We start from the raw sequence: 24,717 nt of genomic DNA on the forward strand, positions 1-24,717 counted from the left end.
CCTACGCCGGCGTGGCTACCGTGGCATTCGTCGCGACCGCGTCGATCGTGATCACCCCGGCCGCGATTGTGTTGCTAGGTCCTCGGCTAGATGCGTTGGACGTGCGCCGACTGGTGCGTCGGCTGCTGGGCCGGCCCGATCCGGTGCACAAACCGGTCAAGCAACTGTTCTGGTACCGGTCGAGCAAGTTCGTGATGCGCCGTTGGCTGCCGGTCGGTACGGCTGTTGTCGCGCTGCTGGTGCTGCTCGGGCTGCCGTTCTTGTCGGTGAAGTGGGGTTTCCCGGACGACCGGGTGTTGCCGCGGTCGGCGTCGGCCCGTCAAGTCGGCGATATCTTGCGCGATGACTTTGGCCACGATCCTGCGACGCAGATACCCATCGTCGTCCCGGACGCTCGTGGTCTCGGCCCGGTCGAACTTGACAGCTACGCAGCCGAGTTGTCCCGGGTGCCCGACGTATCCGCGGTAGCCGCCCCGACGGGCACGTTCGTAGACGGCAGCTGGGTGGGAACGCCGCGCGGGGCCACCGGGTTGGCTGAGGGCAGCGCGTTCCTGACGGTGAGCAGCACGGCGCCGCTGTTTTCGCGAGCCTCCGATATCCAGCTCAAGCGGTTGCACCAGGTGGCAGGGCCGGCCGGTCGATCCGTCGTGATGGCCGGTGTCGCGCAGGTCAACCGCGACAGTGTCGACGCGGTGACCGATCGGCTTCCGATGGTGCTAGGGCTAATTGCCGCGATCACCTACGTACTGTTGTTCCTGCTCACCGGCAGCGTGGTGCTGCCGGCGAAAGCGTTGGTTTGTAATGTGTTATCGCTGACCGCGGCGTTTGGCGCGTTGGTGTGGATCTTCCAGGAAGGCCATTTCGGTGCCCTGGGAACGACTCCGAGCGGGACGTTGGTGGCGAATATGCCGGTCCTACTGTTTTGCATCGCATTCGGTTTGTCCATGGACTACGAGGTGTTTCTGGTCTCCAGGATTCGGGAGTACTGGTTGGAATCCGGAGCCGCGCGACCCGCGCGAAGAAGCGTCGCAGAGGTGCACGCCGCCAACGACGAGAGCGTCGCGCTCGGCGTGGCCCGCACCGGTCGGGTGATCACCGCGGCAGCGTTGGTGATGTCCATGTCGTTCGCCGCGTTGATCGCTGCGCACGTGTCGTTCATGCGGATGTTCGGCCTCGGCCTGACTTTAGCCGTGGCTGCAGACGCCACACTGGTGCGGATGGTCGTGGTCCCAGCATTCATGCATGTGACGGGCCGCTGGAATTGGTGGGCACCGAGACCCCTGGCGTGGCTGCATGAGCGGTTCGGTGTCAGCGAGGCAGCAGAGCCGGTTTCGAGGAGACGTTCCCACGCCGGTGGGTTGGGCAAGATTGCCGGACGAAGCGACGGTCAGACGATCCCTGCCTCGCTGACGCGCAATGGTTGACGTCTCGATGAATGGTCTTCGCCGGCAACGTGCCCGGCGGGGCCCCAACGCCACATTACGGCAGCTGGCGGACTGGGTGCAGGCACGTCGCCCATCGGAGAAACGACGAGGACCATCGGAGGAATCCTGGCCATGACGTCAGGCGCGGCCGCTTCGGCGTCCAGGGTCGACCACCCGCTTTTCGCCCGGATCTGGCCCGTGGTCGCCGCACACGAAGCCGAAGCAATACGAGCCCTCCGCCGGGAGAATCTGGCCGGTTTGTCGGGGCGGGTGTTGGAAGTCGGGGCCGGCGTCGGGACGAACTTTGCCTACTACCCGGTGGCCGTCGAACAGGTCATCGCCATGGAGCCCGAGCCGCGGCTTGCTGCCAAGGCCCGCATCGCGGCCGCTGACGCACCCGTTCCGATAGTCGTGACGGACAAGACGGTCGAGGAGTTCCGCGACACCGAGACGTTTGACGCGGTGGTTTGCTCGCTGGTGCTGTGCTCGGTGAGCGACCCGGGCGCGGTGCTGGCGCACCTGCGTTCGCTACTACGGCGAGGCGGGGAGCTGCGCTATCTCGAGCATGTGGCCAGCGCCGGCGCTCGGGGCCGGGTGCAGCGGTTCGTCGACGCGACATTTTGGCCCAGGCTGGCGGGCAACTGTCACACGCATCGCCATACCGAACGCGCGATCCTCGACGCCGGATTCGTGGTGGACAGCTCCCGGCGGGAGTGGGCATTTCCCGCCTGGGTGCCGCTACCGGTGTCAGAGTTGGCTCTGGGCCGCGCGCACCGGACCTAGCTATAGCTAGTACTGCAGCCGTAGATAGGGATTGCTGATGCTGGCGTGTCTGCGCTGGTCAGGGCGGTGACCGCGGCATTGTTTTCAGTTTGTGACAACTTCTCAATATGCCGCGGTCGCCGCGGCTCATAGCGTAGACCCTGATCGGTGGCAGGCGGAGTTCTCGGCGGTGCTGGATCGGATCGCGCCGCGTTTCGCCCGGCACCAGCCGTTGCGCCATGCCGGTGAACTCATGGCCGGGATGGTTTCGGGCTTGGACCGCAAGAATTGCTGGACCATCGCCGAGCACCGCGGTGATACCACCCCGATGGGTTGCAGCATCTGTTGGCACGGGCCAGCTGGGACGCCGACGATGTCCGTGACGATCTGCGTGACTATCGCCATTGATCGATGGCGAAGGACCAGGTCACCAGTATATCGATGATTTGAATAGTCCAGCGCCGACATTGATGATATCTGTTGACGAATACGCTTGATTTACGATGTTCGGCCGCGGGCAGCGCGCTCCACCAGACCGAGCACAGCGAGGACGCGACGGCCGTCAGCGGCGTGCTGTGCCTCAACAGCGCCGACCAATAGCGAAGAAATCAAGTCCGTGCTCACCCGTGACCAGGGTGTCATGTTCGTCGACGGGTAGAAGCTTGTCGCCGCGGCGATCGGCTGCTCTGGTGCCGGCTGTGCCGACGGGTCGGTCCGCATCTGCTTCAGTGATTCTGTGATGCGACCGGCAACGTCTTCGTTGTTGGGTGTCAATGTGGTTCGTCGTCGTCTTGTTCGCACAGGATTTTCGCGGGGTGGTGGTATCGATTTATTCGCGGTTGGCCGTGGTCGAGGTGTGGTGGTGGTAGCCATTCGGTGTCGCCGTGGGCGTTTTTGCGGGTCTTCCAGCCTTTTTCGACAAGGCGATTGTCGGGGCCGCAGGCCAGCGTGAGGTCGTTGATGTCGGTACGGTGGGTGGTTGTCCACGGCGTTACGTGGTGGACCTCACTGTGGTAGGCCGGGGCGTCGCAACCCGGCCTGGAGCAGCCACGATCCTTCGCGTACAACATGATTCGCTGCGCCGGGGAAGCTAACCGCTTGGTGTGATACAACGCCAACGGCTTAGCGCCGTCAAACAATGCCAGATAGTGGTTGGCGTGGCTCGCCATCCGGATAAGGTCCGACATCGGCACCCGCGAACCACCACCGGTTACCCCCTTGCCGGTGGCGGCTTCCAGCTCCTTTAGCGTGGTGCTCACCACGATCGTTACCGGCAGCCCCTTGTGTTGGCCCAGCTCACCGGAGGCCAACAGGCCCCGCAGCGCGGCCAAAAACGCATCATGATTGCGTTGCGCCTGGCTGCGGGTGTCGCGGCGCACCGCGTCCGCATCCGGTGTGTCATCCACGAGCGGGGTCTGGTCATCGGGGTTGCACGCCCCCGGTGCGGCCAGTTTGGCCAACACCGCCTCGATGGTGGCCCGCAACTCCGGGGTCAGCAGACCGCTGATACGTGACATCCCGTCAAATTCCTGCTTACCCATCGTGATGCCGCGCTTGCGGGCACGCTCCTGGTCGGAAAAGTTGCCGTCGGGGTGCAGCCAGTCCATCAGCTGCGTGGCCAGGCCATGCAGGTGATCGGGACGCCGACTGGTGGCCAGTTCGGCCAGCTGGGCCTCGGCGGCCTCGCGGATACCCAGATCCACCGCGGCGGACAACTCCTTGAAGAAGGCCTGGATCTCCTTAATGTGTTCTCGGCCGATCTTGCCCTCACGTTGAGCGGCCGCGGTCGCGGTCAACTGCGCTGGCAGCGGTTCACCGGTCAGGGCGCGGCGCTCACCGAGGTCTTCGGCTTCGGCGATGCGGCGGCTGGCCTCACCGGGAGTGATGTGTAGCCGGTTGGCCAACGCCGTGCGCAGCGTCCCGCCGAGCTCTTCCTCGCAGGCTTGCCCAGCGAGTTGGTTGATCAAGGCGTGCTCGGCGGCGCCCTGGCGGCGCCGTTCGACCTCGAGTCGCTGCAAACAGGCCAGCAATTCCGGGGTGGTCAACGCATCGCACTTGAGATCGAGCACCCGCGACAACGAGGCGTGGTAGGCATCCAACGCCGCGGAGATCTCCTCGCGCGTGTCCGACCTCATGCCTCGGATTCTACGAAGCACCACTGACAAGAACCGGGCCGTCATAGGCTCGGAATGATCAGTGAGGCAGAACGTTTCGCTCACAGCGAAAACAGCCGCGCCATAGCGACTGCCGCCACCAAATGCCGCGTGCACGCAGACACGCCAGCGTCAGCAATCCCTATCCACGGCTGCAGTACTAGGGCGTGTCTCCCAAATTTTTAGGTACTGGCCAGCGAGGATTGGCCGGTGACGCGAGTGGGTGTGATTTCGGACGAGTTCTGGGCCGTGGTCGAGCCGTTGATGCCGTCGCATGAGGGCAAGCCCGGCAGACGGTTTAGCGATCACCGGCTTATCCTGGAAGGGATCGCGTGGCGGTTCCGTACGGGAAGTCCGTGGCGGGACCTGCCCGCTGAGTTCGGGCCGTGGCAAACGGTGTGGAAGCGCCATCACCGTTGGTCGCTGGATGGTACCTGCGACGAGGTGTTCGCCCACGTTGCCGCGGTGTTCGGGGTGGACGCTGAGGTGGCCGAGGATATCGAGAAGCTGCTGTCGGTGGATTCCACGAACGTGCGGGCACACCAGCATTCGGCGGGCGCCTGCTCGGACACGCTCGCCACAGGGGGCACTGTCGGATTACAAGAAATCCGCCGATGAACCCGACGATCATGCGATCGGCCGCTCGCGCGGCGGGCTGACCACCAAGATCCATGCCCTGACCGATCAGCGCGAAGCCCCGGTGCGGATCCGGTTGACCGCAGGCCAGGCCGGCGACAACCCGCAACTGCTGCCCCTGCTCGACGACTATCGCCATGCCAGCACCGAATACGCCCTGGGCAGCACGGATTTCCGCTTACTCGCCGACAAGGCCTACTCACACCCAAGTACCCGTGCCGCATTACGGTCTAAGAAGATCAAGCACACCATCCCCGAACGCCAAGATCAGATCGACCGGCGCAAGGCCAAGGGGTCTGCCGGCGGGCGGCCACCAGCATTCGACGCCGCGCTCTACGGGCTACGCAACACCGTCGAACGCGGCTTCCATCGACTCAAGCAGTGGCGCGGCATCGCAACCCGCTACGACAAATACGCCCTGACCTACCTCGGCGGCGTCCTGCTGGCCTGCGCCGTCATCCACGCCCGAGTGGGAACTCCGAAATTGGGAGACACGCCCTAGCCGAGACCGGCGAGCGTGCATCCAGGGCGAGATTCCGCCCGGCAAACCGTCGCCCTGAGTTCACGTTCGGCGCCCATAGGCGACTATTTCAGCAGGGCGGGCAGGCGCTCCAACAGCCCCGGCAACGCTTGGCTGGCCGACTCGCGGATGCTGATCGTCGCGCTGCCGGACAACGGCGTGGGCTCGGGATTGACTTCGATCACGGCAGTGCCGCGCGCCAGCGCCAGGTCGGGTAAACCGGCCGCCGGGTAGACGATCGCCGAGGTCCCCACCACGACCATCACGTCGGCGCTCCCTGTCGCCTCGACCGCGCTCCGCCACGGCTCCTCTGGCAGCGGCTCACCGAACCATACGATGTCGGGCCGGATCAGACCGCCGCAGTCGCAGACCGGCGGCTCCACTTCGATCGCAGGCTCGGGCATCTCCGGAAGGGCGTCGGTGTAGGGCACACCACAACGTGCACAACGAAATTCGAAAAGGCTGCCGTGCAGGTGATGCACCGCACCGCTGCCGGCGCGCTCGTGCAGATCGTCGACATTCTGGGTGATGACGCTGACCTCAGCATGGTCCTGCCAGGCGGCGATCGCGCGATGCCCGTCGTTGGGTTCGACGTTGGCCACCAGATAATGGCGCCATAGGTACCATCCCCAGACCCGCTCGGGGTTGCGCAGCCAGCCTTGCGTGCTGGACAGCTCGTAAGGGTCGAATCGGGCCCACAATCCGTTCTTGTCATCGCGGAACGTCGGTACACCGCTTTCCGCGGAGATCCCCGCGCCGCTGAGCACCGCCACTCGCATCCCACAAACATAGCTGTGCTTGGTAGATACTGGGTACGTGGAGCTGCGGGATTGGTTACGGGTCGACGTGAAGGCGGGAAAGCCGTTGTTCGACCAGCTCAGAACCCAGGTGATCGACGGAGTCCGCGCCGGCGCATTGCCGCCCGGCACCCGGCTCCCGACGGTGCGTGACTTGGCCGGGCAGCTGGGCGTGGCGGCCAATACCGTGGCCCGCGCCTACCGCGAGTTGGAATCGGCGGCGATCGTCGAAACGCGGGGACGCTTCGGCACTTTCATTTCCCGCTTCGATCCGACCGACGCCGCGATGGCTGCCGCGGCCAAGGAATATGTCGGCGTGGCGCGAGCGCTGGGGCTGACGAAGTCCGATGCGATGCGCTATCTCACCCACGTGCCGGACGACTGAATTCCAGCAAAGTCAGGCACGGCCGCAGCGGATCGAATACGGGCAGGCGGTAAACGGTCGACAGCGCCATATTGACCCACAGGCCACGGCCCGGTGGCACCCGCAGATCGCGGACCGCGACGACACCAGGCACCTTATTTACCAGGTCCGCGGCCTGCGCGACGGACATGCTGAACGGCATGCGCGGCACCTTGTAGCGCAGCGAGGTTCGTAACCCGAGCCGGCTCCACCCAGCGAACCAGCGCGGCGGCAGGTCGAAGAGCATTTGGCCGCCAGGAAACGTTTGAGCGCATTGGGCGATTAACCCCAGTGCCTGTTCGGGTTGTAGGTACATCAGTAATCCTTCGGCGGTGATGAACACCCCGCCGGCGGGATCGACGGAATCCATCCAGCTGTAGTCCAGCGCAGACTGGGCACACACCGACACGCGCGGCGAGCTCGGCAGCAGCCGTGTCCGTAAATCGACGATCGGTGGCAGGTCAACTGTCAGCCAACGGAACTGGCCGCCCGGGATGGCCACGTCCAAACGCCAAAAGCTGGTTTGCAAGCCCTCCGCCAACGCCACCACGGTGGCCGCTGGGTGCTGATCGAGATAATGCTGTGCCGCCATGTCGAAGGCCCGTGCTCGTAGGGCGAAGCCCTGGCCGGTAGGGCCGAACTTCGCGAAGTCGAAGTCGATCGACTCGACCAGGGCTACCGCCATCGGATCGTCGATAATGGCATCGCGGCGGCGGGCCTCTGCGGCCCGGGCGTTCAGCGTCAGCAAGGCGGTCTCGGAGACTCCGGTGAGTGCGACCCGCTGTTTGGCGGGCTTATGGGCACTCACCGCAACACCTTAGCCAGCGTGCGCAGGTTGCGGGTCGTGGTCGACGACTTGTAGCGCTTCTTGCCCATCGTCTGGCCGATGGTGCTGTCCAGGGTGCTGCCCTTGGGTACCTGCCAGTAGAGGACGCCAAGAGGGTCGGGTCCACGACTGATGTTCTCGTCAGGGCCGGCTGTGTCGGCGAGTGCGGATAGCTCGTCGAGTATCGCGGCGTCGGCAACGAAGGTGACGTACGACTGGTATCCCTCGAGCTCGCATTCAAATGGGTATGCCGTCACGATGGTGCGCACCGTATCGACGTCGTAGATCAACGCCCACGCGTCGTAGCCGAATCGTTCGCGTAGCGTGGCTTCGGTCTTCTCGCGCACTTCCGCGGCACCGCACGTCGACTCCAGCAACACGTTGCCGCTGGCCAGGATGGTGCGCACATTGCAGAATCCCGCATCGGTCAACGCCGTCGCCACCTCGGCCATCTTGAGGTTGACGCCGCCGACGTTGACACCGCGCAGAAACGCCGCGAACTTGGCCATACCCGATTGCACCAGGCCGCCGGAGAATGACGCAACGGCGACGTAGGCTCTTGGCATGGCCCGCCAAGTCTTCGACGACAAGCTGTTGGCCGTAATCAGTGGAAACTCCATTGGGGTGCTGGCCACCATTAAGCACGACGGGCGCCCCCAGTTGTCCAACGTGCAATATCACTTCGACCCGCGCAAACTGCTGATACAGGTATCGATCGCCGAGCCGCGAGCCAAGACTCGCAACCTGCGTCGCGACCCACGGGCTTCGATCCTGGTCGACGCCGACGACGGATGGTCATACGCCGTTGCTGAGGGCACTGCGCAACTGACACCTCCTGCGGCGGCGCCCGATGACGACACCGTGGAGGCGCTGATTGCCTTGTATCGCAACATCGCTGGCGAGCATTCGGACTGGGACGACTACCGGCAGGCGATGGTCACCGATCGGCGTGTGTTGCTGACGCTGCCGATCTCGCACGTATACGGCCTGCCGCCCGGTATGCGCTAACCCCCGGGGCTGCGGACCTACGGACTGGGTCGGATTGCCTCGCTGCTCGGCGGGCCGCATCCTGCGGCCCGCATCGTCGCGAGGCTGGGTCGGATTGCCTCGCTCCTCGCCGTGCCGCATCCTGCGGCCCGCATCGTCGCGAGGCTAGGCTGCGGGTATGGGTGAATCGAAGTCCCCGCAAGAGTCCAGCTCAGAGGGTGAGACCAAGCGCAAGTTCCGGGAAGCCCTCGACCGCAAGATGGCACAGTCGTCGAGCGGATCCGATCATAAGGATGGCGGCGGCAAGCAGTCGCGGGCGCACGGTCCGGTGGCGAGCCGTCGGGAATTCCGCCGCAAGAGCGGCTAGCCACGGGGCGCGGCTGCTCAGCGGCGACCCGAACGTTGCCGAAGATGCTCATCAAGAGGTCCGTCCCGACAGCTCTACACTGAGGACGTGCCAAATCTGCAGCTTGTCCAAGAGCCGGCAGCCGACGCGCTGCTGAACGCCAACCCATTCGCGTTGCTGGTGGGCATGTTGCTCGACCAGCAGGTGCCGATGGAGACCGCCTTCGCCGGGCCGAAGAAGATCGCCGATCGGATGGGTAGCTTTGACGCCGGCGACATCGCCGACTACGACCCGGATAAGTTCGTCGCACTGTGCTCGGAAAGGCCTGCTATACACCGATTTCCGGGCTCGATGGCCAAACGCATCCAGGCGCTCGCGCAGATCATCGTGGACCGCTACGACGGGGATGCGGCCGCATTGTGGACCGCCGGCGAACCTGACGGGAACGAGTTGCTGCGGCGGCTTAAGGGGTTACCCGGCTTCGGTGAGCAGAAGGCGCGGATCTTTCTCGCGTTGCTTGGCAAGCAGTACGGAGTGACGCCGAAGGGTTGGCAGGTGGCAGCCGGGGAGTTCGGTCAGCCCGGCACCTATCTATCCGTCGCCGATATCGTCGACGCCGGGTCGCTTGGGCAGGTGCGATCGCACAAGAGGCAAAGGAAAGCGGCGGCCAAGGCAGAGGGAAAGGCGCCAACGTGAAGACACACCTGACGTGTCCGTGCGGCGAAGCCATCACCGGCAAGGACGAGGACGAGCTGGTCGAGCTGACTCAGGCCCACCTTGCCAGCGTTCATCCCGGCCTGGAGTACGACCGCGACGCCATATTGTTCATGGCGTACTGATGGACCATTCCCGCTGGTGCTAGGGCACCACCGTTGAGCCGATCGTCGGCATGAACTGGCACTGCCGGTCCTTGGTGGTCACCTGCCCGAAGATCGTTGACATGATGCTGCCTGAACCGGTGTCGGCGATTACGGTCAACGTGGTCGGTCCGTCCGGATTGATGTCCGAACGCGGCCGCAGGGTGGCGCTGCCGGACTTTCCCGTGGTCAGGTTCACCCACGTGACGTTCAGCGGCAACCTCTGCACGTCGGCGGGCCCCGGCGTGCCGACGGCCGTGAACACGTAGGCGGTCTGGCCGGGTCCGGGACCGGGCAGCGGGATCTTGGCGGGCCCCGCCACCGACAGCGCGGTCGCGATGGAATTGCTGCCGTCCGCCACACAATTGGGGCCGATCGAGGGGTACATGAAGTCCTGTGTGGGCGGAGCGTCGGCGCCGAAGCCCGAGGCAGGCGCCGGAGCGGCCGCTGGCGCCGGTGCCGCCGAGGCCGGCGCCGGAGCGGCGGCGCGCGGCGCAGGTGGCGCCGGTGGCGGCCCCGGTACCGCAACCGGTTGGGCTGCGTCAGGTGCTGGTGCCGGCGCGGAAGCCGGCGGCGCGGCGACCGGCGGCGTAACCGTAGGTGCCACAGCGGGTGCGGGGCCCGCGGCGTGGGATGGATCGATGCCGGTCGGAAGATGTGCCTGCACACCTGGCTCGGCGCCCAGTGGGGGCACATGCGGCACCGGGATGGCCTCGGGCAGGGCGACACCATGAGGCGCCGGCACACCCAGGGCAGCAGAGTCGGGATTGGTCGGCTCAGCCACAAACTGGTTCACCGAGGAAGCGACGTTCTTGGATTCGGTGGGCACTGCCGGATTGCCGGCGAACGCAGACGCTGCGGCCATGAGCAGTTGCGTCGCCTGTGCCGGGTTCATCGCCGCTTGCTGGATTATCGGACTCAGCTGGGCCAACGCCGGCAAGCCCGGTAGCTGTTGAGTGGGGTTGGGCTGCGGCGTCGCCGGGTCGGCTGCCGCGTTCGGACACAGCGCGAACGCGGCAGCCGAGGTGATGACGACGGCGGCCAAACCTTTGCACACACTCCAAGTGCTTGCCACGGTGGTGTTCTCCCGGTGTTCGGTGTTGGTCAGCCTTCTCACAGATGCGTCAGGGCAGCGCGGCGAGCAACGACGGCGGCCCGGGCGGTAACGCGGGCGCGCCGGGAGCCGGCGGCGTCGGCGCGATGGGCGCTGCCGGAATGACCCCCGATGCGAGCGCCGGTAGGTCGGCTGGCAGCGAAAGCTGTTGCGGCACTTGGAGCGGAAGGTAGGGCAGCTGCGGTAGGTCGACCTTCGCCGACGGCACGCCGGGAACGGAGGCCGGCACCGCGGCCGCCGCCGGGGCCGGTGCGGTTATCCCCGGGATCGGGGCGTTCACTCCGGGAATGGTCGGAGCTGCCGCCGGGGCGGTGACGGGGAGCGCCGGTGCCGCCGGGGTTATCCCCGGGATCGGGGCGTTCACTCCGGGAATGGACGGAGTTAGCGCGGGGGCCGCGGCTGCCGCCGGTGCGGCCGGCGTCAGTCCTGGAAAGGTGGCGGTTATCCCGGGGGCGGCGGGTGCGGGTTCCGCAACTTTGGGGGCGCTCAGCGGCGGAGTGGCGCCCAGAGCCGTCGCGAGGTTTTGCAGGATTTGCGGTGCGTTGGCGGCCGAGCTGATCAGCTGCTGCGGAATGTTGGGAGCAGGCGCCGGCGCCGGTGCCGGATCTGCGTGAGCGATACCGCCCGTAAGTAGTGCGGCGGACGAACCGACCAAGACGGCGGCGGCGCGGACAAACGTCCAGATGGTTGGCATGTCTCTCCCTGGTTAGCGGTGACGGGTCTCGCCGAACGTATCGCGGTGCAGATGTGACTCAAGTGACACGTGTGGCATTTATGTGATTGTTACGGATACGAGTGGTTGTGGTGACCGGGCACCCGAGTGATGTGCCGCACCCTGATCGACGGCCCGGTGCGCTCGGCGATCGCTAAAGTCAGGCAGATAGACACCACCTCATCCACCCCGGCGGCCGCCAGGCGCGTGACCTCACCACCGGCCCGGGAGACACGCGCCGCCGTGCTGCTACTGGTCCTCAGCGTCGGTGCGCGACTCGCCTGGACCTATCTGGCGCCCAACGGCGCAAACTTCGTCGACCTGCACGTTTACGTGAGCGGTGCAGCGTCCCTCGACCATCCCGGCACCCTGTATGGCTACGTCTACGCTGATCAGACCCCGGACTTCCCGCTGCCGTTCACCTATCCGCCGTTTGCGGCTGTGGTCTTCTACCCGTTGCATTTGGTGCCGTTCGGTCTGATCGCGCTGCTGTGGCAAGTAGTGACGATGGCCGCGCTCTACGGCGCGGTTCGGATCAGCCAGCGCCTGATGGGGGGCACCGCTGAGACCGGTCATTTCGCCGCGATGTTATGGACGGCGATCGCCATCTGGATCGAGCCGTTGCGCAGCACCTTTGACTATGGGCAGATCAACGTGCTGCTGATGCTGGCGGCGCTTTGGGCGGTCTACACCCCGCGGTGGTGGCTATCGGGACTGCTGGTCGGGGTGGCCTCGGGTGTCAAGTTGACGCCGGCGATTACCGCTGTCTACCTCGTCGGCGTTCGGCGGTTGCATGCGGCCGCATTTTCGGTGGTCGTGTTCCTTGCCACCGTCGGCGTGTCGCTACTGGTCGTCGGCGATGAAGCCCGCTACTACTTCACCGACCTGTTGGGCGACGCAGGCCGGGTTGGGCCCATCGCCACCTCCTTCAATCAATCCTGGCGCGGCGCGATTTCCCGGATTCTCGGTCACGACGCCGGTTTTGGTCCGCTGGTTCTGGCTGCGATCGCCAGTACGGCGGTATTGGCCATCCTGGCCTGGCGTGCGCTCGACAGGTCCGATCGGCTGGGCAAACTATTGGTGGTCGAGTTGTTCGGCCTGCTGCTCTCGCCGATCTCCTGGACTCACCACTGGGTGTGGCTAGTGCCGCTGATGATCTGGCTGATTGACGGGCCAGCGCGTGAGCGCCCGGGCGCCCGGATTTTGGGCTGGGGCTGGTTGGTGTTGACCATCGTCGGCGTGCCGTGGTTGCTGAGCTTTGCTCAACCGAGCATCTGGCAAATCGGCCGGCCGTGGTATTTGGCCTGGGCCGGTCTGGTCTACGTGGTGGCGACGCTGGCGACCTTGGGCTGGATCGCCGCCTCCGAGCGTTACGTGCGCATTCGGCCGCGGCGCATGGCCAATTAGGCCCCAAACATTGCGTCGATATCGTGCGCCATCGCAATGTCGTTTTCCGTGATACCACCTACCGCATGCGTAACCAGCGCGAAAGTTACTGTTCGCCAACGGATATCGATGTCCGGATGATGATTTACCTCCTCGGCTCGCTCGGCCACCCGGCGTACGGCGTCGATACCGGCCATAAACGTCGGAAACTTGATTGACCTACGCAGGACACCACCGGCGCGCTGCCAGCCGTTGAGGTCGTGCAGTGCGGCGTCGACCTGCTCATCCGTTAACACAGCCATACCTCGACGGTATACCGTCACAGGTCATGCTGAATCAGATCGTGGTTGCCGGAGCCATCGTCCGCGGTTGCACGGTCTTGGTGGCGCAACGCGTTCGGCCACCGGAGTTGGCGGGTCGTTGGGAACTTCCCGGCGGTAAGGTCGCCGCCGGCGAAACCGAGCGCGCCGCGCTGGCCCGAGAGCTCGCCGAAGAACTGGGACTCGAGGTCGCCGACCTCGCGGTGGGCGACCGTGTGGGCGACGATATTGCGTTGAACGGCACGACGACGCTGCGGGCCTATCGCGTGCATCTGCTTGGCGGCGAACCGCGTGCGCGTGACCACCGGGCGCTGTGCTGGGTGACGGCGGCCGAACTGCACGATGTCGACTGGGTACCAGCCGACCGCGGCTGGATTGCGGACCTGGCGCGAACCCTCAACGGGTCCGCCGCAGATGTCCACCGTCGCTGTTAGGAAACCGACGGTGTGGTTGACGGTGGCCGCCGTCAACTTGGTTAGAACAACGTGACAAAACGTTAACTTGGGTTTGCATGCCCGTAGCGATTACGATGGTTTTCTGGACGCGTGGCGACAACTTCCGGGCAGGACGCTGACGCCCATCCATCGAGATACCCGATGTTGACGAGAGGGGTCCCCGACCCGGCGGACCGGGGCTTGACGGGCGCAATGCGGCGCGGCCGGCCAGCCCGTAACGTCCAGCGAGTGCGGTCGCGCGCCGACGGCCCGGCCCCACACCGCTCATGACGAGGAGGGTCATCCCGTGACCGTTACACCTCACGTCGGTGGACCGCTCGAAGAGCTGCTGGAGCGCAGCGGGCGCTTCTTCACCCCAGGTGAGTTCTCGGCCGACCTGCGCACCGTAACCCGGCGCGGCGGCCGCGAAGGTGACGTGTTCTACCGCGATCGGTGGAGTCACGACAAAGTGGTCCGATCCACGCACGGAGTCAACTGCACCGGATCCTGCTCATGGAAGATCTACGTCAAAGACGGGATCATCACCTGGGAAACCCAGCAGACCGACTACCCGTCGGTGGGCCCGGACCGGCCCGAATACGAGCCACGAGGTTGTCCCCGTGGCGCGTCGTTCTCCTGGTACAGCTATTCGCCGACGCGGGTGCGCTATCCGTATGCCCGGGGCGTGCTGGTTGAGATGTACCGGGAAGCCAAGACCCGCCTGGGCGACCCGGTGCTGGCGTGGGCCGACATTCAGGCGGATCCCGAGCGCAGACGCCGCTATCAACAGGCCCGCGGCAAGGGTGGGCTGGTCCGGGTGAGCTGGGCCGAGGCCAGCGAGATGGTGGCCGCCGCCCACGTGCACACCATCAAGACATACGGCCCGGACCGGGTCGCCGGCTTCTCGCCGATTCCGGCGATGTCAATGGTCAGCCATGCCGCGGGGTCCCGGTTCGTGGAGCTGATCGGCGGCGTGATGACGTCGTTCTACGACTGGTACGCCGACTTGCCGGTGGCCTCGCCGCAGGTGTTCGGCGACCAGACCGACGTGCCCGAATCCGGCGACTGGTGGGATGCGTCGTATTTGGTCATGTGGGGCTCCAACGTCCCGATCACCCGGACGCCCGACGCACATTGGATGGCGGAGGCCCGTTACCGCGGCGCTAAAGTCGTTGTCGTCAGCCCGGACTACGCCGACAACACCAAGTTCGCCGACGAGTGGGTGCGGTGCGCCGCCGGTACCGATACCGCGCTGGCGATGGCGATGGGCCACGTGATCCTGTCGGAATGTTACGTCCGTAACCAGGTTCCGTTCTTTGTCGACTATGTGCGCCGCTACACCGACCTGCCGTTTTTGATCAAGTTGGAAAAGCGGGGCGACCTGCTGGTTCCCGGAAAGTTCTTGACCGCGGCCGACATTGGTGAAGAAAGTGAGAACGCGGCGTTCAAACCCGCCCTGCTGGATGAGCTTACGAATACCGTTGTCGTGCCGCAGGGCTCACTGGGATTCCGTTTCGGTGAGGACGGTGTTGGGAAGTGGAACCTGGACCTGGGTTCGGTGGTGCCGGCGCTAAGTGTGGAGATGGACAAGGCTGTCAACGGCGATCGCAGTGCTGAACTGGTTACGCTGCCCAGCTTTGACACCATCGACGGGCACGGTGAGACGGTGTCGCGTGGGGTGCCGGTGCGCCGGGCGGGCAAGCATCTGGTGTGCACGGTGTTCGATCTGATGTTGGCCCACTACGGGGTGGCGCGTGCGGGGCTGCCCGGCGAATGGCCGACCGGCTACCACGACCGAACCCAGCAGAACACCCCGGCCTGGCAGGAGTCGATCACCGGTGTGCCGGCCGCGCAGGCAATCCGGTTTGCCAAGGAATTCGCCCGCAACGCGACCGAATCCGGAGGACGGTCGATGATCATCATGGGCGGCGGAATCTGTCACTGGTTCCACAGCGATGTCATGTACCGCTCGGTGTTGGCGCTGCTCATGTTGACCGGATCGATGGGACGCAACGGCGGCGGGTGGGCGCACTACGTCGGCCAGGAGAAGGTGCGTCCGTTGACCGGGTGGCAGACGATGGCGATGGCCACCGACTGGTCGCGGCCGCCGCGTCAGGTGCCCGGCGCGTCGTACTGGTATGCGCACACCGACCAATGGCGCTACGACGGCTACGGCGCGGACAAGCTTGCCAGCCCGGTGGGTCGCGGCAGGTTCGCCGGCAAGCACACCATGGACCTGCTGACCTCGGCCACGGCGATGGGCTGGAGCCCGTTCTATCCACAATTCGATCGGTCCAGTCTCGATGTCGCCGACGAGGCCCGCGCCGCGGGCCGCGACGTGGGTGATTACGTCGCCGAACAACTTGCCCAGCACAAGCTGAAGCTCTCGATTACCGATCCGGATAACCCGGTCAACTGGCCGCGGGTGCTCACCGTCTGGCGGGCGAACCTGATCGGCTCGTCGGGCAAGGGCGGCGAGTATTTCTTGCGGCATCTGCTGGGCACCGACTCCAACGTACAGTCCGACCCTCCCACCGACGGTGTGCATCCCCGGGATGTGGTGTGGGACAGCGACATTCCAGAGGGCAAGCTCGACCTGATAATGTCGATCGACTTCCGGATGACGTCGACGACGCTGGTGTCGGATGTCGTGTTGCCCGCCGCGACCTGGTACGAGAAATCCGACCTGTCCAGTACCGATATGCACCCGTACGTGCACTCGTTCAGTCCGGCGATCGATCCGCCGTGGGAAACCCGTTCGGACTTTGACGCATTCGCCGCCATCGCGCGTGCTTTCAGTGCGCTGGCGAAACGTCATCTGGGCACTCGCACCGATGTGGTGCTGACCGCGCTGCAGCACGACACCCCGGATGAGATGGCATATCCCGATGGCACCGAACGTGATTGGCTGGCGACCGGAGAAGTCCCGGTGCCAGGCAGGACGATGAGCAAGCTCACTGTGGTGGAGCGGGACTACACCGCGATCTACGACAAGTGGCTGACCCTGGGACCGCTCATCGACCAGTTCGGGATGACCACCAAGGGATATACCGTCCATCCCTTCCGGGAGGTCAGCGAGCTGGCAGCCAACTTCGGGGTGATGAATTCCGGTGTGGCGGTGGGTCGTCCGGCGATCACCACGGCTAAGCGGATGGCTGACGTGATCCTGGCGCTGTCCGGCACATGCAACGGGCGACTCGCGGTCGAGGGATTCCTCGAGCTGGAGAAGCGTACCGGGCAGCGGCTGGCTCATCTGGCCGAGGGCAGCGAGGAACGCCGCATCACCTACGCCGATACCCAGGCGCGTCCCGTGCCGGTGATCACCAGCCCGGAATGGTCGGGCAGCGAGAGCGGTGGCCGCCGCTACGCGCCGTTCACGATCAACATCGAGCATCTTAAGCCGTTTCACACGCTCACCGGGCGTATGCACTTCTACCTGGCGCATGACTGGGTCGAAGAACTCGGCGAGCAGTTGCCCGTCTATCGGCCGCCGCTGGACATGGCGCGGCTGTTCAACCAGCCCGAGCTCGGACCGACCGACGATGGACTCGGGCTCACCGTGCGCTATCTGACGCCGCACTCCAAGTGGTCGTTTCACTCGACCTACCAGGACAACCTATACATGTTGTCGTTGTCCCGTGGCGGTCCGACGATGTGGATGAGCCCGGGTGACGCGGCGAAAATCAATGTGCGCGACAATGATTGGGTAGAGGCGGTCAATGCCAACGGCATCTACGTGTGCCGGGCAATCGTCAGCCACCGGATGCCCGAGGGTGTGGTGTTCGTCTACCACGTGCAGGAGCGCACCGTGGACACGCCGCGCACCGAGACCAACGGCAAACGCGGCGGCAACCATAACGCGCTGACCCGCGTACGAATCAAACCCAGCCACCTGGCCGGTGGCTACGGCCAGCACGCGTTCGCGTTCAACTACCTGGGTCCGACCGGTAACCAGCGTGACGAGGTGACCGTGGTGCGCCGCCGCAGCCAGGAAGTGCGGTACTGACCAATGAAGGGCCCGAGCGACGCTTGCGGAGCGAGACGATGAAGGTCATGGCGCAGATGGCGATGGTGATGAACCTCGACAAATGCATTGGTTGCCATACCTGCTCGGTGACCTGCAAGCAGGCCTGGACCAATCGCTCGGGAACCGAGTACGTGTGGTTCAACAATGTCGAAACCCGTCCGGGTGTGGGCTACCCGCGCACCTACGAGGATCAGGAGCGGTGGCGCGGGGGGTGGGTGCGCGACAAGAAGGGCCGGCTGCGGCTGCGCGACGGCGGCCGGATCCATAAGCTGTTGCGCATCTTTGCCAACCCCAAGCTGCCCACTATCGGCGACTACTACGAGCCGTGGACCTATGACTACGAAAACCTGACATCGGCGCCGGCGGGTGACACCTTTCCGACCGCGGCGCCGCGAAGCCTGATCAGCGGCAATCCGATGAAGGTGTCGTGGGGATCCAACTGGGACGACAACCTGGCCGGGTCGCCAGAGATCGTGCCGAACGACCCGGTGCTAAAGAAGGTCAACCAAGTCAACCAAGAGGTCAAGCTGAAGCTTGAAGAGACCTTCATGTTTTACCTGCCGCGGATCTGCGAGCACTGCCTGAACCCGTCGTGTGTGGCGTCGTGTCCGTCGGGGGCGATGTACAAGCGCACCGAGGACGGCATCGTGCTCGTCGACCAGGACCGCTGCCGCGGCTGGCGGATGTGTGTGTCCGGGTGCCCATACAAGAAGGTGTATTTCAACCACAAGACCGGCAAGGCCGAAAAGTGCACCCTGTGCTATCCGCGCATCGAGGTGGGGTTGCCGACGGTGTGCTCGGAAACGTGTGTGGGGCGGCTGCGCTATCTGGGTCTGGTGCTCTATGACGTCGATCAGGTGCTGCAGGCCGCGTCGGTGGAAAGCGACACCGACCTCTACGAGGCGCAGCGCCGGATCCTGCTGGACCCGCACGATCCGCGGGTGATCGCCGGGGCGCGCGCGGAAGGCATCGCCGACGAGTGGATCGAGGCCGCCCAGCGGTCCCCGGTGTACGCGTTGATCAACACCTACCGGGTGGCGCTGCCGCTACATCCAGAGTACCGGACCATGCCGATGGTCTGGTACATCCCGCCGCTGTCGCCGGTGGTCGACGCGGTCAGCCGCGACGGGCACGACGGGGAGGACCTGGGCAATTTGTTCGGCGCGCTGGACGCACTGCGGATTCCGATTGCCTATCTGGCCGAGCTGTTCACCGCGGGCGACACCGAGGTGGTCGCGGGCGTGTTGCGGCGGCTGGCGGCGATGCGCTGCTACATGCGCGACATCAACCTGGGCCGGGAGACCCAGCCCCACATCCCGGAATCGGTCGGGATGACCGAGGAGCAGATCTACCAGATGTACCGACTGTTGGCTGTGGCGAAATATGAAGAGCGCTATGTCATTCCGACGTCGTACGCGGGGGAGCTGCCGGCCGCGGCGATGACCGACGATATGGGGTGCTCGTTGTCGGTCGACGGCGGACCGGGAATGTACGAGTCCGGTCCGTTCGGGCAGGGCAGCCCTACTCCGGTGCCAATCGCCGTGGAGAGCTTCCACGCTCTGCAGCATGCCGGTAGCGCGGCCACCGGCGGCGCTGGCCGATCCCGGGTCAACCTGCTCAACTGGGACCCCAACGGCGCAGCGGCGGGGCTCTTCCCGGAGCCTCAGCCCAGCAAGGATGTGGTCCAGCGATGAAGTTGCTGTCTCGTGTCCGAGAGCGGTCGAGCGCCACCACAATGAGGGACCGACTGGTGTGGCAGTCGGCCTCGCTACTGCTGGCCTATCCGGATGACGGGCTGGCCGAGCGGCTGCACATGGTCGATGCGCTGCGCGCCCACCAAACGGGCCCGGCGGCGGCGCTGCTAGGGCGAACGGTAGCGGAGTTGCGTGCCCTGGCGCCGATGGCCGCGGCGGCGCAGTACGTCGAGACCTTCGATATGCGACGCCGATCCACGATGTATCTGACGTACTGGACCGCCGGGGACACCCGCAACCGCGGCCGGGAGATGCTGGCGTTCGCCACCGCCTATCGAGACGCCGGCGTCAAGCCGCCGCGTACCGAGGCGCCCGACTACCTGCCCGTCGTGCTCGAGTTCGCCGCCACCGTCGACCCCGAGGCCGGACGTCGGCTGCTGACCGAGCACCGTGTGCCGATCGACGTGTTGCGCGGCGCGCTGGCCGACGCCAAGTCACCCTATGAGTACACCGTGGCGGCGATCTGCGAGACACTGCCCGCTGCCACCAACCAGGAAGTGCGTCGGGCACAACGCCTAGCTCAGTCGGGGCCGCCCGCGGAAGCCGTTGGTTTGCAACCGTTTACCTTGACCGTCCCGCCCAAGCGCGCCGAGGGGGCCTGACCTTGGCCGTCTTGGACTTGGTTGAGATCTTCTGGGATGCCGCGCCTTACGTCGTTGTGGCGATCGCGGTGGTCGGCACCTGGTGGCGGTATCGCTACGACAAGTTCGGCTGGACCACACGCTCGTCGCAGCTCTACGAGTCGCGGTTGCTGTCGATCGGCAGCCCGATGTTCCATTTCGGCAGCTTGCTGGTGATCATGGGCCACGTGATGGGCCTGTTCATTCCGGATTCCTGGACCAGAGCGTTCGGCATGAGCGATCACCTGTACCATCTGCAGGCGCTGCTGCTTGGCGCGCCCGCCGGTTTCGCCACTCTGCTCGGTATCGGGTTGCTGATCTATCGGCGGCGCATCCAGACACCGGTGTGGCTGGCTACCACTCGGAATGACAAGCTGATGTACCTGGTGCTGGTGTGCGCGATCGTGGCTGGCCTGGCATGCACGCTGATGGGCGCCACCCATGAGGGCGATATGCACGATTACCGGCGCTCGGTGTCGGTCTGGTTCCGCTCGATCTGGATGCTAGCGCCGCGTGGCGATCTGATGGCCCAGGCGACGCTGTACTACCAGGTGCATGTGCTGATCGCGCTCGCGCTGTTTGCGCTCTGGCCGTTTACCCGATTGGTGCACGCGTTCAGCGCGCCGATCGCCTACCTGTTCCGGCCCTACATCGTGTACCGCAGCCGCGAGGTGGCGGCCAAGCACGAATTGATCGGTTCCGCGCCGCGTCGTCGTGGGTGGTAGTTCTCTGCCACAATCACCGTCGTGCCATTCCGCAACGTTGCCATCGTCGCGCACGTCGACCACGGCAAGACCACCCTGGTTGACGCCATGTTGCGGCAGTCCGGGGCGCTGCGTGAACGCGGTGAGCTGCAGGAACGGGTGATGGACACGGGCGATCTGGAGCGGGAGAAGGGCATCACCATCCTGGCCAAGAACACCGCCGTGCACCGCCATCACCCGGATGGAACCGTCACCGTAATCAATGTCATAGACACCCCGGGGCACGCGGACTTCGGTGGCGAGGTGGAGCGCGGGCTGTCCATGGTGGACGGGGTGCTGCTGCTGGTCGACGCCTCCGAGGGTCCATTGCCGCAGACGCGGTTTGTTCTGCGTAAAGCGCTGGCCGCCCATTTGCCGGTGATTCTGGTGGTCAACAAGACAGACCGGCCCGACGCCCGCATCGCCGAGGTCGTGGACGCCAGCCACGACCTGTTGCTAGATGTCGCGTCCGACCTTGACGACGAAGCGGCCGCAGCGGCCGAACACGCGCTGGGCCTGCCGACGCTGTACGCATCCGGGCGCGCCGGGGTGGCGAGCACCACGGCGCCGCCCGACGGCCAGGTTCCCGACGGCACCAACCTGGATCCGTTGTTCGAGGTGCTCGAAAAGCATGTGCCGCCGCCGAAAGGAGAGCCGGACGCACCGCTGCAGGCGCTGGTCACCAACCTGGACGCGTCGACCTTTCTGGGTCGGTTGGCGCTGATCCGCATCTACAACGGCCGCATCCGCAAAGGCCAGCAGGTTGCGTGGATCCGTCAGGTGGATGGTCAGCAGACCGTCACCACTGCCAAGATCACCGAATTGTTGGCCACCGAAGGCGTGGAACGCAAACCAACCGACGCTGCCGTCGCCGGCGATATCGTCGCCGTCGCCGGCCTGCCCGAGATCATGATCGGCGACACGCTGGCCGCTTCCGCGAATCCCGTTGCCCTGCCCAGGATTACCGTGGACGAGCCGGCGATCTCGGTCACCATCGGCACCAACACCTCGCCGCTGGCGGGCAAGGTGGGTGGTCACAAGCTCACCGCGCGCATGGTCCGAAGCAGGCTGGATGCCGAGCTGGTGGGCAACGTGTCGATTCGTGTCGTCGACATCGGCGCCCCGGACGCCTGGGAGGTACAGGGTCGCGGCGAGCTGGCGCTGGCGGTGCTGGTCGAGCAGATGCGCCGAGAGGGTTTCGAATTGACCGTGGGTAAGCCACAGGTGGTGACCAAGACCATCGATGGCACGCTGCACGAGCCATTCGAGTCGATGACCGTCGACTGCCCCGAGGAGTACATCGGCGCGGTCACGCAATTGATGGCCGCGCGCAAGGGCCGCATGGTGGAGATGGCCAACCACACCACCGGCTGGGTCCGCATGGACTTCGTGGTTCCCAGTCGCGGCCTGATTGGGTGGCGCACCGACTTCCTCACCGAGACCCGTGGCTCCGGTGTCGGGCATGCGGTGTTCGACGGATACCGGCCATGGGCGGGGGAGATCCGGGCCCGCCACACCGGTTCTCTGGTATCGGACCGGGCCGGCGCCATCACACCGTTCGCGTTGCTGCAACTCGCCGATCGGGGGCAGTTCTTCGTCGAGCCCGGCCAACAGACCTACGAGGGCATGGTCGTCGGGATCAACCCCCGTCCGGAGGACCTCGACATCAATGTCACCCGGGAGAAGAAGCTGACCAACATGCGCTCATCGACCGCGGATGTCATCGAGACGCTGGCCAAGCCGCTGCAGCTGGATCTCGAGCGCGCCATGGAGTTATGTGCGCCCGACGAATGCGTCGAGGTGACCCCGGAGATCGTGCGGATCCGCAAAGTCGAGCTGGCCGCCGCCGCCCGGGCTCGCAGCCGGGCGCGCACCAAGGCGCGTGGCTAGCAACTTGGCGCGCTGGCCGCGCGAGCGTAACGCCACTGCGAAATCCAGCCCGGCTTTTCGCAGCCGGGTTACGCTCGTGGGGGTACTGGATAGCCTGATGGGCGTGCCCAGCCCAGTCCGCCGCGTCTGTGTGACGGTCGGCGCGTTGGTCGCGCTGGCGTGTATGGTGTTGGCCGGGTGCACGGTCAGCCCGCCGCCGGCACCCCAGAGCACTGATACGCCGCGCAGCACACCGCCCCCGCCGCGCCGCCCTACCCAGATCATCATGGGCATCGACTGGATCGGCCCCGGGTTCAACCCGCATTTGCTGTCCGACCTGTCGCCGGTGAACGCCGCAATCAGTGCGTTGGTGTTGCCCAGCGCGTTCCGGCCGATTCCGGATCCCAACACGCCGACCGGTTCGCGCTGGGAGATGGACCCGACCCTGTTGGTTTCCGCCGACGTGACCAACAACCACCCGTTCACGGTGACCTACAAGATCCGGCCCGAGGCGCAGTGGACGGACAACGCCCCGATCGCCGCCGACGACTTCTGGTATCTGTGGCAGCAGATGGTCACACAGCCGGGCGTCGTCGACCCCGCCGGATACCACCTGATCACCAGTGTCCAGTCGCTCGAGGGCGGTAAGCAGGCCGTCGTTACGTTCGCACAGCCCTACCCCGCTTGGCGTGAGTTGTTCACCGACATCCTGCCGGCGCACATCGTCAAGGACATACCAGGGGGCTTCGCGTCCGGTTTGGCTCGAGCGCTGCCGGTGACAGGTGGACAGTTTCGGGTGGAAAACATCGACCCACAGCGCGATGAGATCCTGATCGCCCGCAATGACCGTTACTGGGGCCCACCTTCCAAACCCGGCATCATTCTCTTCCGCCGGGCCGGGGCGCCGGCCGCGCTGGCCGATTCGGTACGTAACGGAGACACCCAGGTCGCCCAGGTGCATGGTGGCTCGGCGGCCTTCGCCCAGTTGTCGGCCATCCCCGACGTGCGGACCGCCCGGATCGTGACACCGCGGGTCATGCAGTTCACGCTGCGGGCAAACGTTCCCAAGCTGGCCGACACCCAGGTTCGCAAGGCGATTTTGGGGTTGCTGGACGTGGACCTACTTGCCGCCGTGGGCGCCGGCACCGACAACACCGTCACCTTGGACCAGGCGCAGATTCGTTCGCCGAGTGACCCGGGTTATGTTCCGACCGCGCCTCCCGCAATGAGCAGCGCCGCCGCGCTGGGTCTGCTGGAGGCATCGGGATTCCAGGTCGACACCAACACGTCGGTGTCGCCGGCGCCGTCGGTCCCCGATTCGACGACCACGTCGGTGAGCACCGGGCCGCCGGAAGTCATCCGCGGCCGGATCAGCAAGGACGGCGAACAGTTAACGCTGGTCATCGGGGTGGCCGCGAACGATCCGACCTCGGTGGCGGTCGCCAACACTGCTGCCGACCAGCTGCGCGACGTCGGCATCGCCGCGACTGTGCTGGCGTTAGACCCGGTCACGCTCTATCACGACGCGCTGAACGACAATCGGGTAGACGCCATTGTGGGCTGGCGCCAAGCCGGCGGAAACCTGGCGACGCTGCTGGCCTCTCGTTACGGCTGTCCCGCATTGCAGGCGACGACGGTCCCGGCTGCGAATGCGCCGACGACGGCCCCGTCCGCTCCCATTGGCCCTACGCCGTCCGCCGCGCCCGACACCGCGACACCGCCACCAACGGCGCCGCGCCGCCCATCCGACCCGGGCGCGCTGGTAAAAGCGCCGTCGAATCTCACCGGCATCTGCGACCGCAGCATCCAGTCGAACATCGATGCCGCACTCAATGGCACCAAGAACATCAACGACGTGATCACCGCGGTCGAACCGCGACTGTGGAATATGTCGACCGTGTTGCCGATCCTGCAGGACACCACGATCGTCGCGGCCGGCCCGAGCGTGCAGAACGTCAGCCTGTCTGGTGCGGTGCCAGTGGGCATCGTCGGCGACGCCGGCCAATGGGTGAAGACCGGGCAATAGC

22 protein-coding genes, 1 other RNA gene, 1 pseudogene and 7 other annotated features are annotated in these 24,717 nt (G+C 65.6%); of the genes and pseudogenes, 17 read left to right on the plus strand and 7 right to left on the minus strand.

The features are described 5' to 3' along the window. The first annotated feature begins 11 nt into the window (after nt 1-11). Nucleotides 12-1,424, plus strand: coding sequence for a transmembrane transport protein (locus Rv1146; protein NP_215662.1), 1,413 nt, complete (start codon nt 12-14; stop codon nt 1,422-1,424). Nucleotides 1,425-1,556: 132 nt separating this feature from the next. After that, the gene (locus tag Rv1147; RefSeq protein NP_215663.1) at nt 1,557-2,207 is read left to right on the plus strand and encodes a hypothetical protein; all 651 of its coding nucleotides are present in this window, start codon (nt 1,557-1,559) and stop codon (nt 2,205-2,207) included. A gap of 745 nt (nt 2,208-2,952) precedes the next feature. Next, nucleotides 2,953-4,300, plus strand: a repeat region (REP-4, len: 1348 nt. REP165, member of REP13E12 family.). On the opposite strand, the gene Rv1148c is transcribed toward Rv1147, so the two are convergent. After that, the gene (locus Rv1148c; RefSeq protein ID NP_215664.1) at nt 2,957-4,405 is read right to left on the minus strand and encodes a hypothetical protein; all 1,449 of its coding nucleotides are present in this window, start codon (nt 4,403-4,405) and stop codon (nt 2,957-2,959) included. (Overlaps the previous feature by 1,344 nt.) 94 nt (nt 4,406-4,499) lie before the next feature. Next, nucleotides 4,500-4,503, plus strand: a repeat region (4 bp direct repeat, CTAG, generated by IS element on insertion. Proposed by Mariani et al. 1993. J. Gen. Microbiol., 139: 1767-1772. Note that as motif palindromic could be part of inverted repeat itself.). After that, nucleotides 4,500-5,483, plus strand: a mobile genetic element (IS-LIKE-2, len: 984 nt. Insertion sequence element IS-LIKE.). (Overlaps the previous feature by 4 nt.) Beyond that, nucleotides 4,504-4,520: a repeat region (17 bp Inverted repeat at the left end of putative IS-LIKE-2 element : GGCGTGTCTCCCAAATT. Proposed by Mariani et al. 1993. J. Gen. Microbiol. 139: 1767-1772.), on the plus strand. (Overlaps the previous feature by 17 nt.) Between Rv1148c and Rv1149 the strand changes: the two genes are divergently transcribed. Both Rv1149 and Rv1150 read left to right on the plus strand, forming a co-directional pair. Then, nucleotides 4,550-4,957, plus strand: coding sequence for a transposase (locus tag Rv1149; protein ID NP_215665.1), 408 nt, complete (start codon nt 4,550-4,552; stop codon nt 4,955-4,957). After that, nucleotides 4,926-5,477 (plus strand) — a sequence feature (Possible fragment of transposase (pseudogene). Identical to C-terminal part of S21394 transposase of putative Mycobacterium tuberculosis is element. The transposase described here may be made by a -1 frame shifting mechanism during translation that fuses Rv1149|MTCI65.16 and Rv1150|MTCI65.17. No evidence found to account for discrepancy with previously published sequence. Second copy is Rv1041c|MTCY10G2.08.). It overlaps the preceding gene by 32 nt. Next, a pseudogene (locus Rv1150) lies at nt 4,926-5,477 on the plus strand. It overlaps the preceding feature by 552 nt. The gene Rv1149 and the pseudogene Rv1150 overlap by 32 nt, the downstream one beginning before the upstream one ends. After that, nucleotides 5,457-5,473: a repeat region (17 bp Inverted repeat at the right end of putative IS-LIKE-2 element :GGCGTGTCTCCCAATTT. Proposed by Mariani et al. 1993. J. Gen. Microbiol. 139: 1767-1772), on the minus strand. Its footprint overlaps the pseudogene before it by 17 nt. Continuing rightward, nucleotides 5,474-5,477: a repeat region (4 bp direct repeat, CTAG generated by IS element on insertion. Proposed by Mariani et al. 1993. J. Gen. Microbiol. 139: 1767-1772. Note that as motif palindromic could be part of inverted repeat itself.), on the plus strand. Nucleotides 5,484-5,560: 77 nt before the next feature. Here the strand turns inward: Rv1150 and Rv1151c are convergent. Beyond that, nucleotides 5,561-6,274, minus strand: a complete 714-nt coding sequence (locus Rv1151c; protein ID NP_215667.1) for an NAD-dependent protein deacylase — start codon at nt 6,272-6,274, stop codon at nt 5,561-5,563. A 37-nt stretch (nt 6,275-6,311) separates the two neighbouring features. Here Rv1151c and Rv1152 point away from each other — a divergent pair, with 37 nt between their 5' ends. Beyond that, on the plus strand, nt 6,312-6,677 hold the full coding sequence (locus Rv1152; RefSeq protein NP_215668.1) for a transcriptional regulator: 366 nt from the start codon (nt 6,312-6,314) through the stop codon (nt 6,675-6,677). Here the strand turns inward: Rv1152 and omt are convergent. After that, nucleotides 6,655-7,503 (minus strand): O-methyltransferase, encoded by an 849-nt coding sequence (gene omt / locus Rv1153c; RefSeq protein ID NP_215669.1) that lies wholly within the window; start codon nt 7,501-7,503, stop codon nt 6,655-6,657. The two genes, Rv1152 and omt, sit on opposite strands and share 23 nt — an antisense overlap. Beyond that, nucleotides 7,500-8,141: a hypothetical protein gene (locus Rv1154c; protein ID NP_215670.1), complete on the minus strand. Its 642-nt coding sequence runs from the start codon at nt 8,139-8,141 to the stop codon at nt 7,500-7,502. Before Rv1154c ends, omt begins: the two co-directional genes overlap by 4 nt. Between Rv1154c and Rv1155 the strand changes: the two genes are divergently transcribed. From Rv1155 to Rv1156, 3 genes are all read left to right on the plus strand, one after another. After that, nucleotides 8,086-8,529, plus strand: coding sequence for a pyridoxine/pyridoxamine 5'-phosphate oxidase (locus Rv1155; RefSeq protein NP_215671.1), 444 nt, complete (start codon nt 8,086-8,088; stop codon nt 8,527-8,529). The two genes, Rv1154c and Rv1155, sit on opposite strands and share 56 nt — an antisense overlap. Nucleotides 8,530-8,686: 157 nt before the next feature. Further along, nucleotides 8,687-8,875, plus strand: a complete 189-nt coding sequence (locus tag Rv1155a; protein ID YP_009030031.1) for a hypothetical protein — start codon at nt 8,687-8,689, stop codon at nt 8,873-8,875. An 87-nt stretch (nt 8,876-8,962) separates the two neighbouring features. Further along, a complete protein-coding gene (locus Rv1156) occupies nt 8,963-9,550 on the plus strand; it encodes a hypothetical protein (protein ID NP_215672.1) in 588 nt (195 codons plus the stop codon). Between the two features lie 162 nt (nt 9,551-9,712). Here the strand turns inward: Rv1156 and Rv1157c are convergent, their stop codons facing one another. Continuing rightward, complete coding sequence (locus Rv1157c; protein ID NP_215673.1) at nt 9,713-10,828, minus strand: hypothetical protein; 1,116 nt, start codon at nt 10,826-10,828, stop codon at nt 9,713-9,715. Continuing rightward, a non-coding RNA gene (gene mcr10 / locus RVnc0012) (Putative small regulatory RNA) lies at nt 10,350-10,472 on the plus strand. The two genes, Rv1157c and mcr10, sit on opposite strands and share 123 nt — an antisense overlap. Nucleotides 10,829-10,835: 7 nt before the next feature. Continuing rightward, nucleotides 10,836-11,519 carry a hypothetical protein gene (locus Rv1158c; RefSeq protein ID NP_215674.1) on the minus strand — a complete coding sequence of 228 codons (684 nt, stop codon included), beginning with the start codon at nt 11,517-11,519 and terminating at the stop codon, nt 10,836-10,838. A gap of 129 nt (nt 11,520-11,648) precedes the next feature. Here Rv1158c and pimE point away from each other — a divergent pair, with 129 nt between their 5' ends. Further along, entirely contained in the window at nt 11,649-12,944 is a 1,296-nt protein-coding gene (gene pimE, locus Rv1159; protein ID NP_215675.1) for a polyprenol-phosphate-mannose-dependent alpha-(1-2)-phosphatidylinositol pentamannoside mannosyltransferase, read from the plus strand. Here pimE and Rv1159A read toward each other — a convergent pair. Then, nucleotides 12,941-13,225, minus strand: coding sequence for a 4a-hydroxytetrahydrobiopterin dehydratase (locus Rv1159A; RefSeq protein YP_177641.1), 285 nt, complete (start codon nt 13,223-13,225; stop codon nt 12,941-12,943). The two genes, pimE and Rv1159A, sit on opposite strands and share 4 nt — an antisense overlap. A gap of 26 nt (nt 13,226-13,251) precedes the next feature. On the opposite strand from Rv1159A, the gene mutT2 reads away from it, so the two are divergent. From mutT2 to lpqW, 7 genes are all read left to right on the plus strand, one after another. Next, complete coding sequence (mutT2, locus tag Rv1160; protein ID NP_215676.1) at nt 13,252-13,677, plus strand: 8-oxo-dGTP diphosphatase; 426 nt, start codon at nt 13,252-13,254, stop codon at nt 13,675-13,677. 307 nt (nt 13,678-13,984) lie between these two features. After that, a complete protein-coding gene (narG, locus tag Rv1161; protein NP_215677.1) occupies nt 13,985-17,683 on the plus strand; it encodes a nitrate reductase subunit alpha in 3,699 nt (1,232 codons plus the stop codon). 38 nt (nt 17,684-17,721) lie between these two features. Beyond that, a complete protein-coding gene (narH, locus tag Rv1162; RefSeq protein ID NP_215678.1) occupies nt 17,722-19,398 on the plus strand; it encodes a nitrate reductase subunit beta in 1,677 nt (558 codons plus the stop codon). Between the two features lie 56 nt (nt 19,399-19,454). Continuing rightward, the gene (gene narJ / locus Rv1163) at nt 19,455-20,060 is read left to right on the plus strand and encodes a nitrate reductase subunit delta (RefSeq protein ID NP_215679.1); all 606 of its coding nucleotides are present in this window, start codon (nt 19,455-19,457) and stop codon (nt 20,058-20,060) included. A 2-nt stretch (nt 20,061-20,062) separates the two neighbouring features. Further along, nucleotides 20,063-20,803: a nitrate reductase subunit gamma gene (narI, locus tag Rv1164; protein NP_215680.1), complete on the plus strand. Its 741-nt coding sequence runs from the start codon at nt 20,063-20,065 to the stop codon at nt 20,801-20,803. Between the two features lie 21 nt (nt 20,804-20,824). Continuing rightward, nucleotides 20,825-22,711: a GTP-binding translation elongation factor gene (typA, locus tag Rv1165; RefSeq protein NP_215681.1), complete on the plus strand. Its 1,887-nt coding sequence runs from the start codon at nt 20,825-20,827 to the stop codon at nt 22,709-22,711. Nucleotides 22,712-22,808: 97 nt separating this feature from the next. Then, nucleotides 22,809-24,716, plus strand: coding sequence for a monoacyl phosphatidylinositol tetramannoside-binding protein LpqW (lpqW, locus tag Rv1166; RefSeq protein NP_215682.1), 1,908 nt, complete (start codon nt 22,809-22,811; stop codon nt 24,714-24,716). Nucleotide 24,717: the final 1 nt, after the last annotated feature.

It is taken from the genome of Mycobacterium tuberculosis H37Rv (assembly GCF_000195955.2).
In the GTDB taxonomy this organism is placed as follows: domain Bacteria; phylum Actinomycetota; class Actinomycetes; order Mycobacteriales; family Mycobacteriaceae; genus Mycobacterium; species Mycobacterium tuberculosis.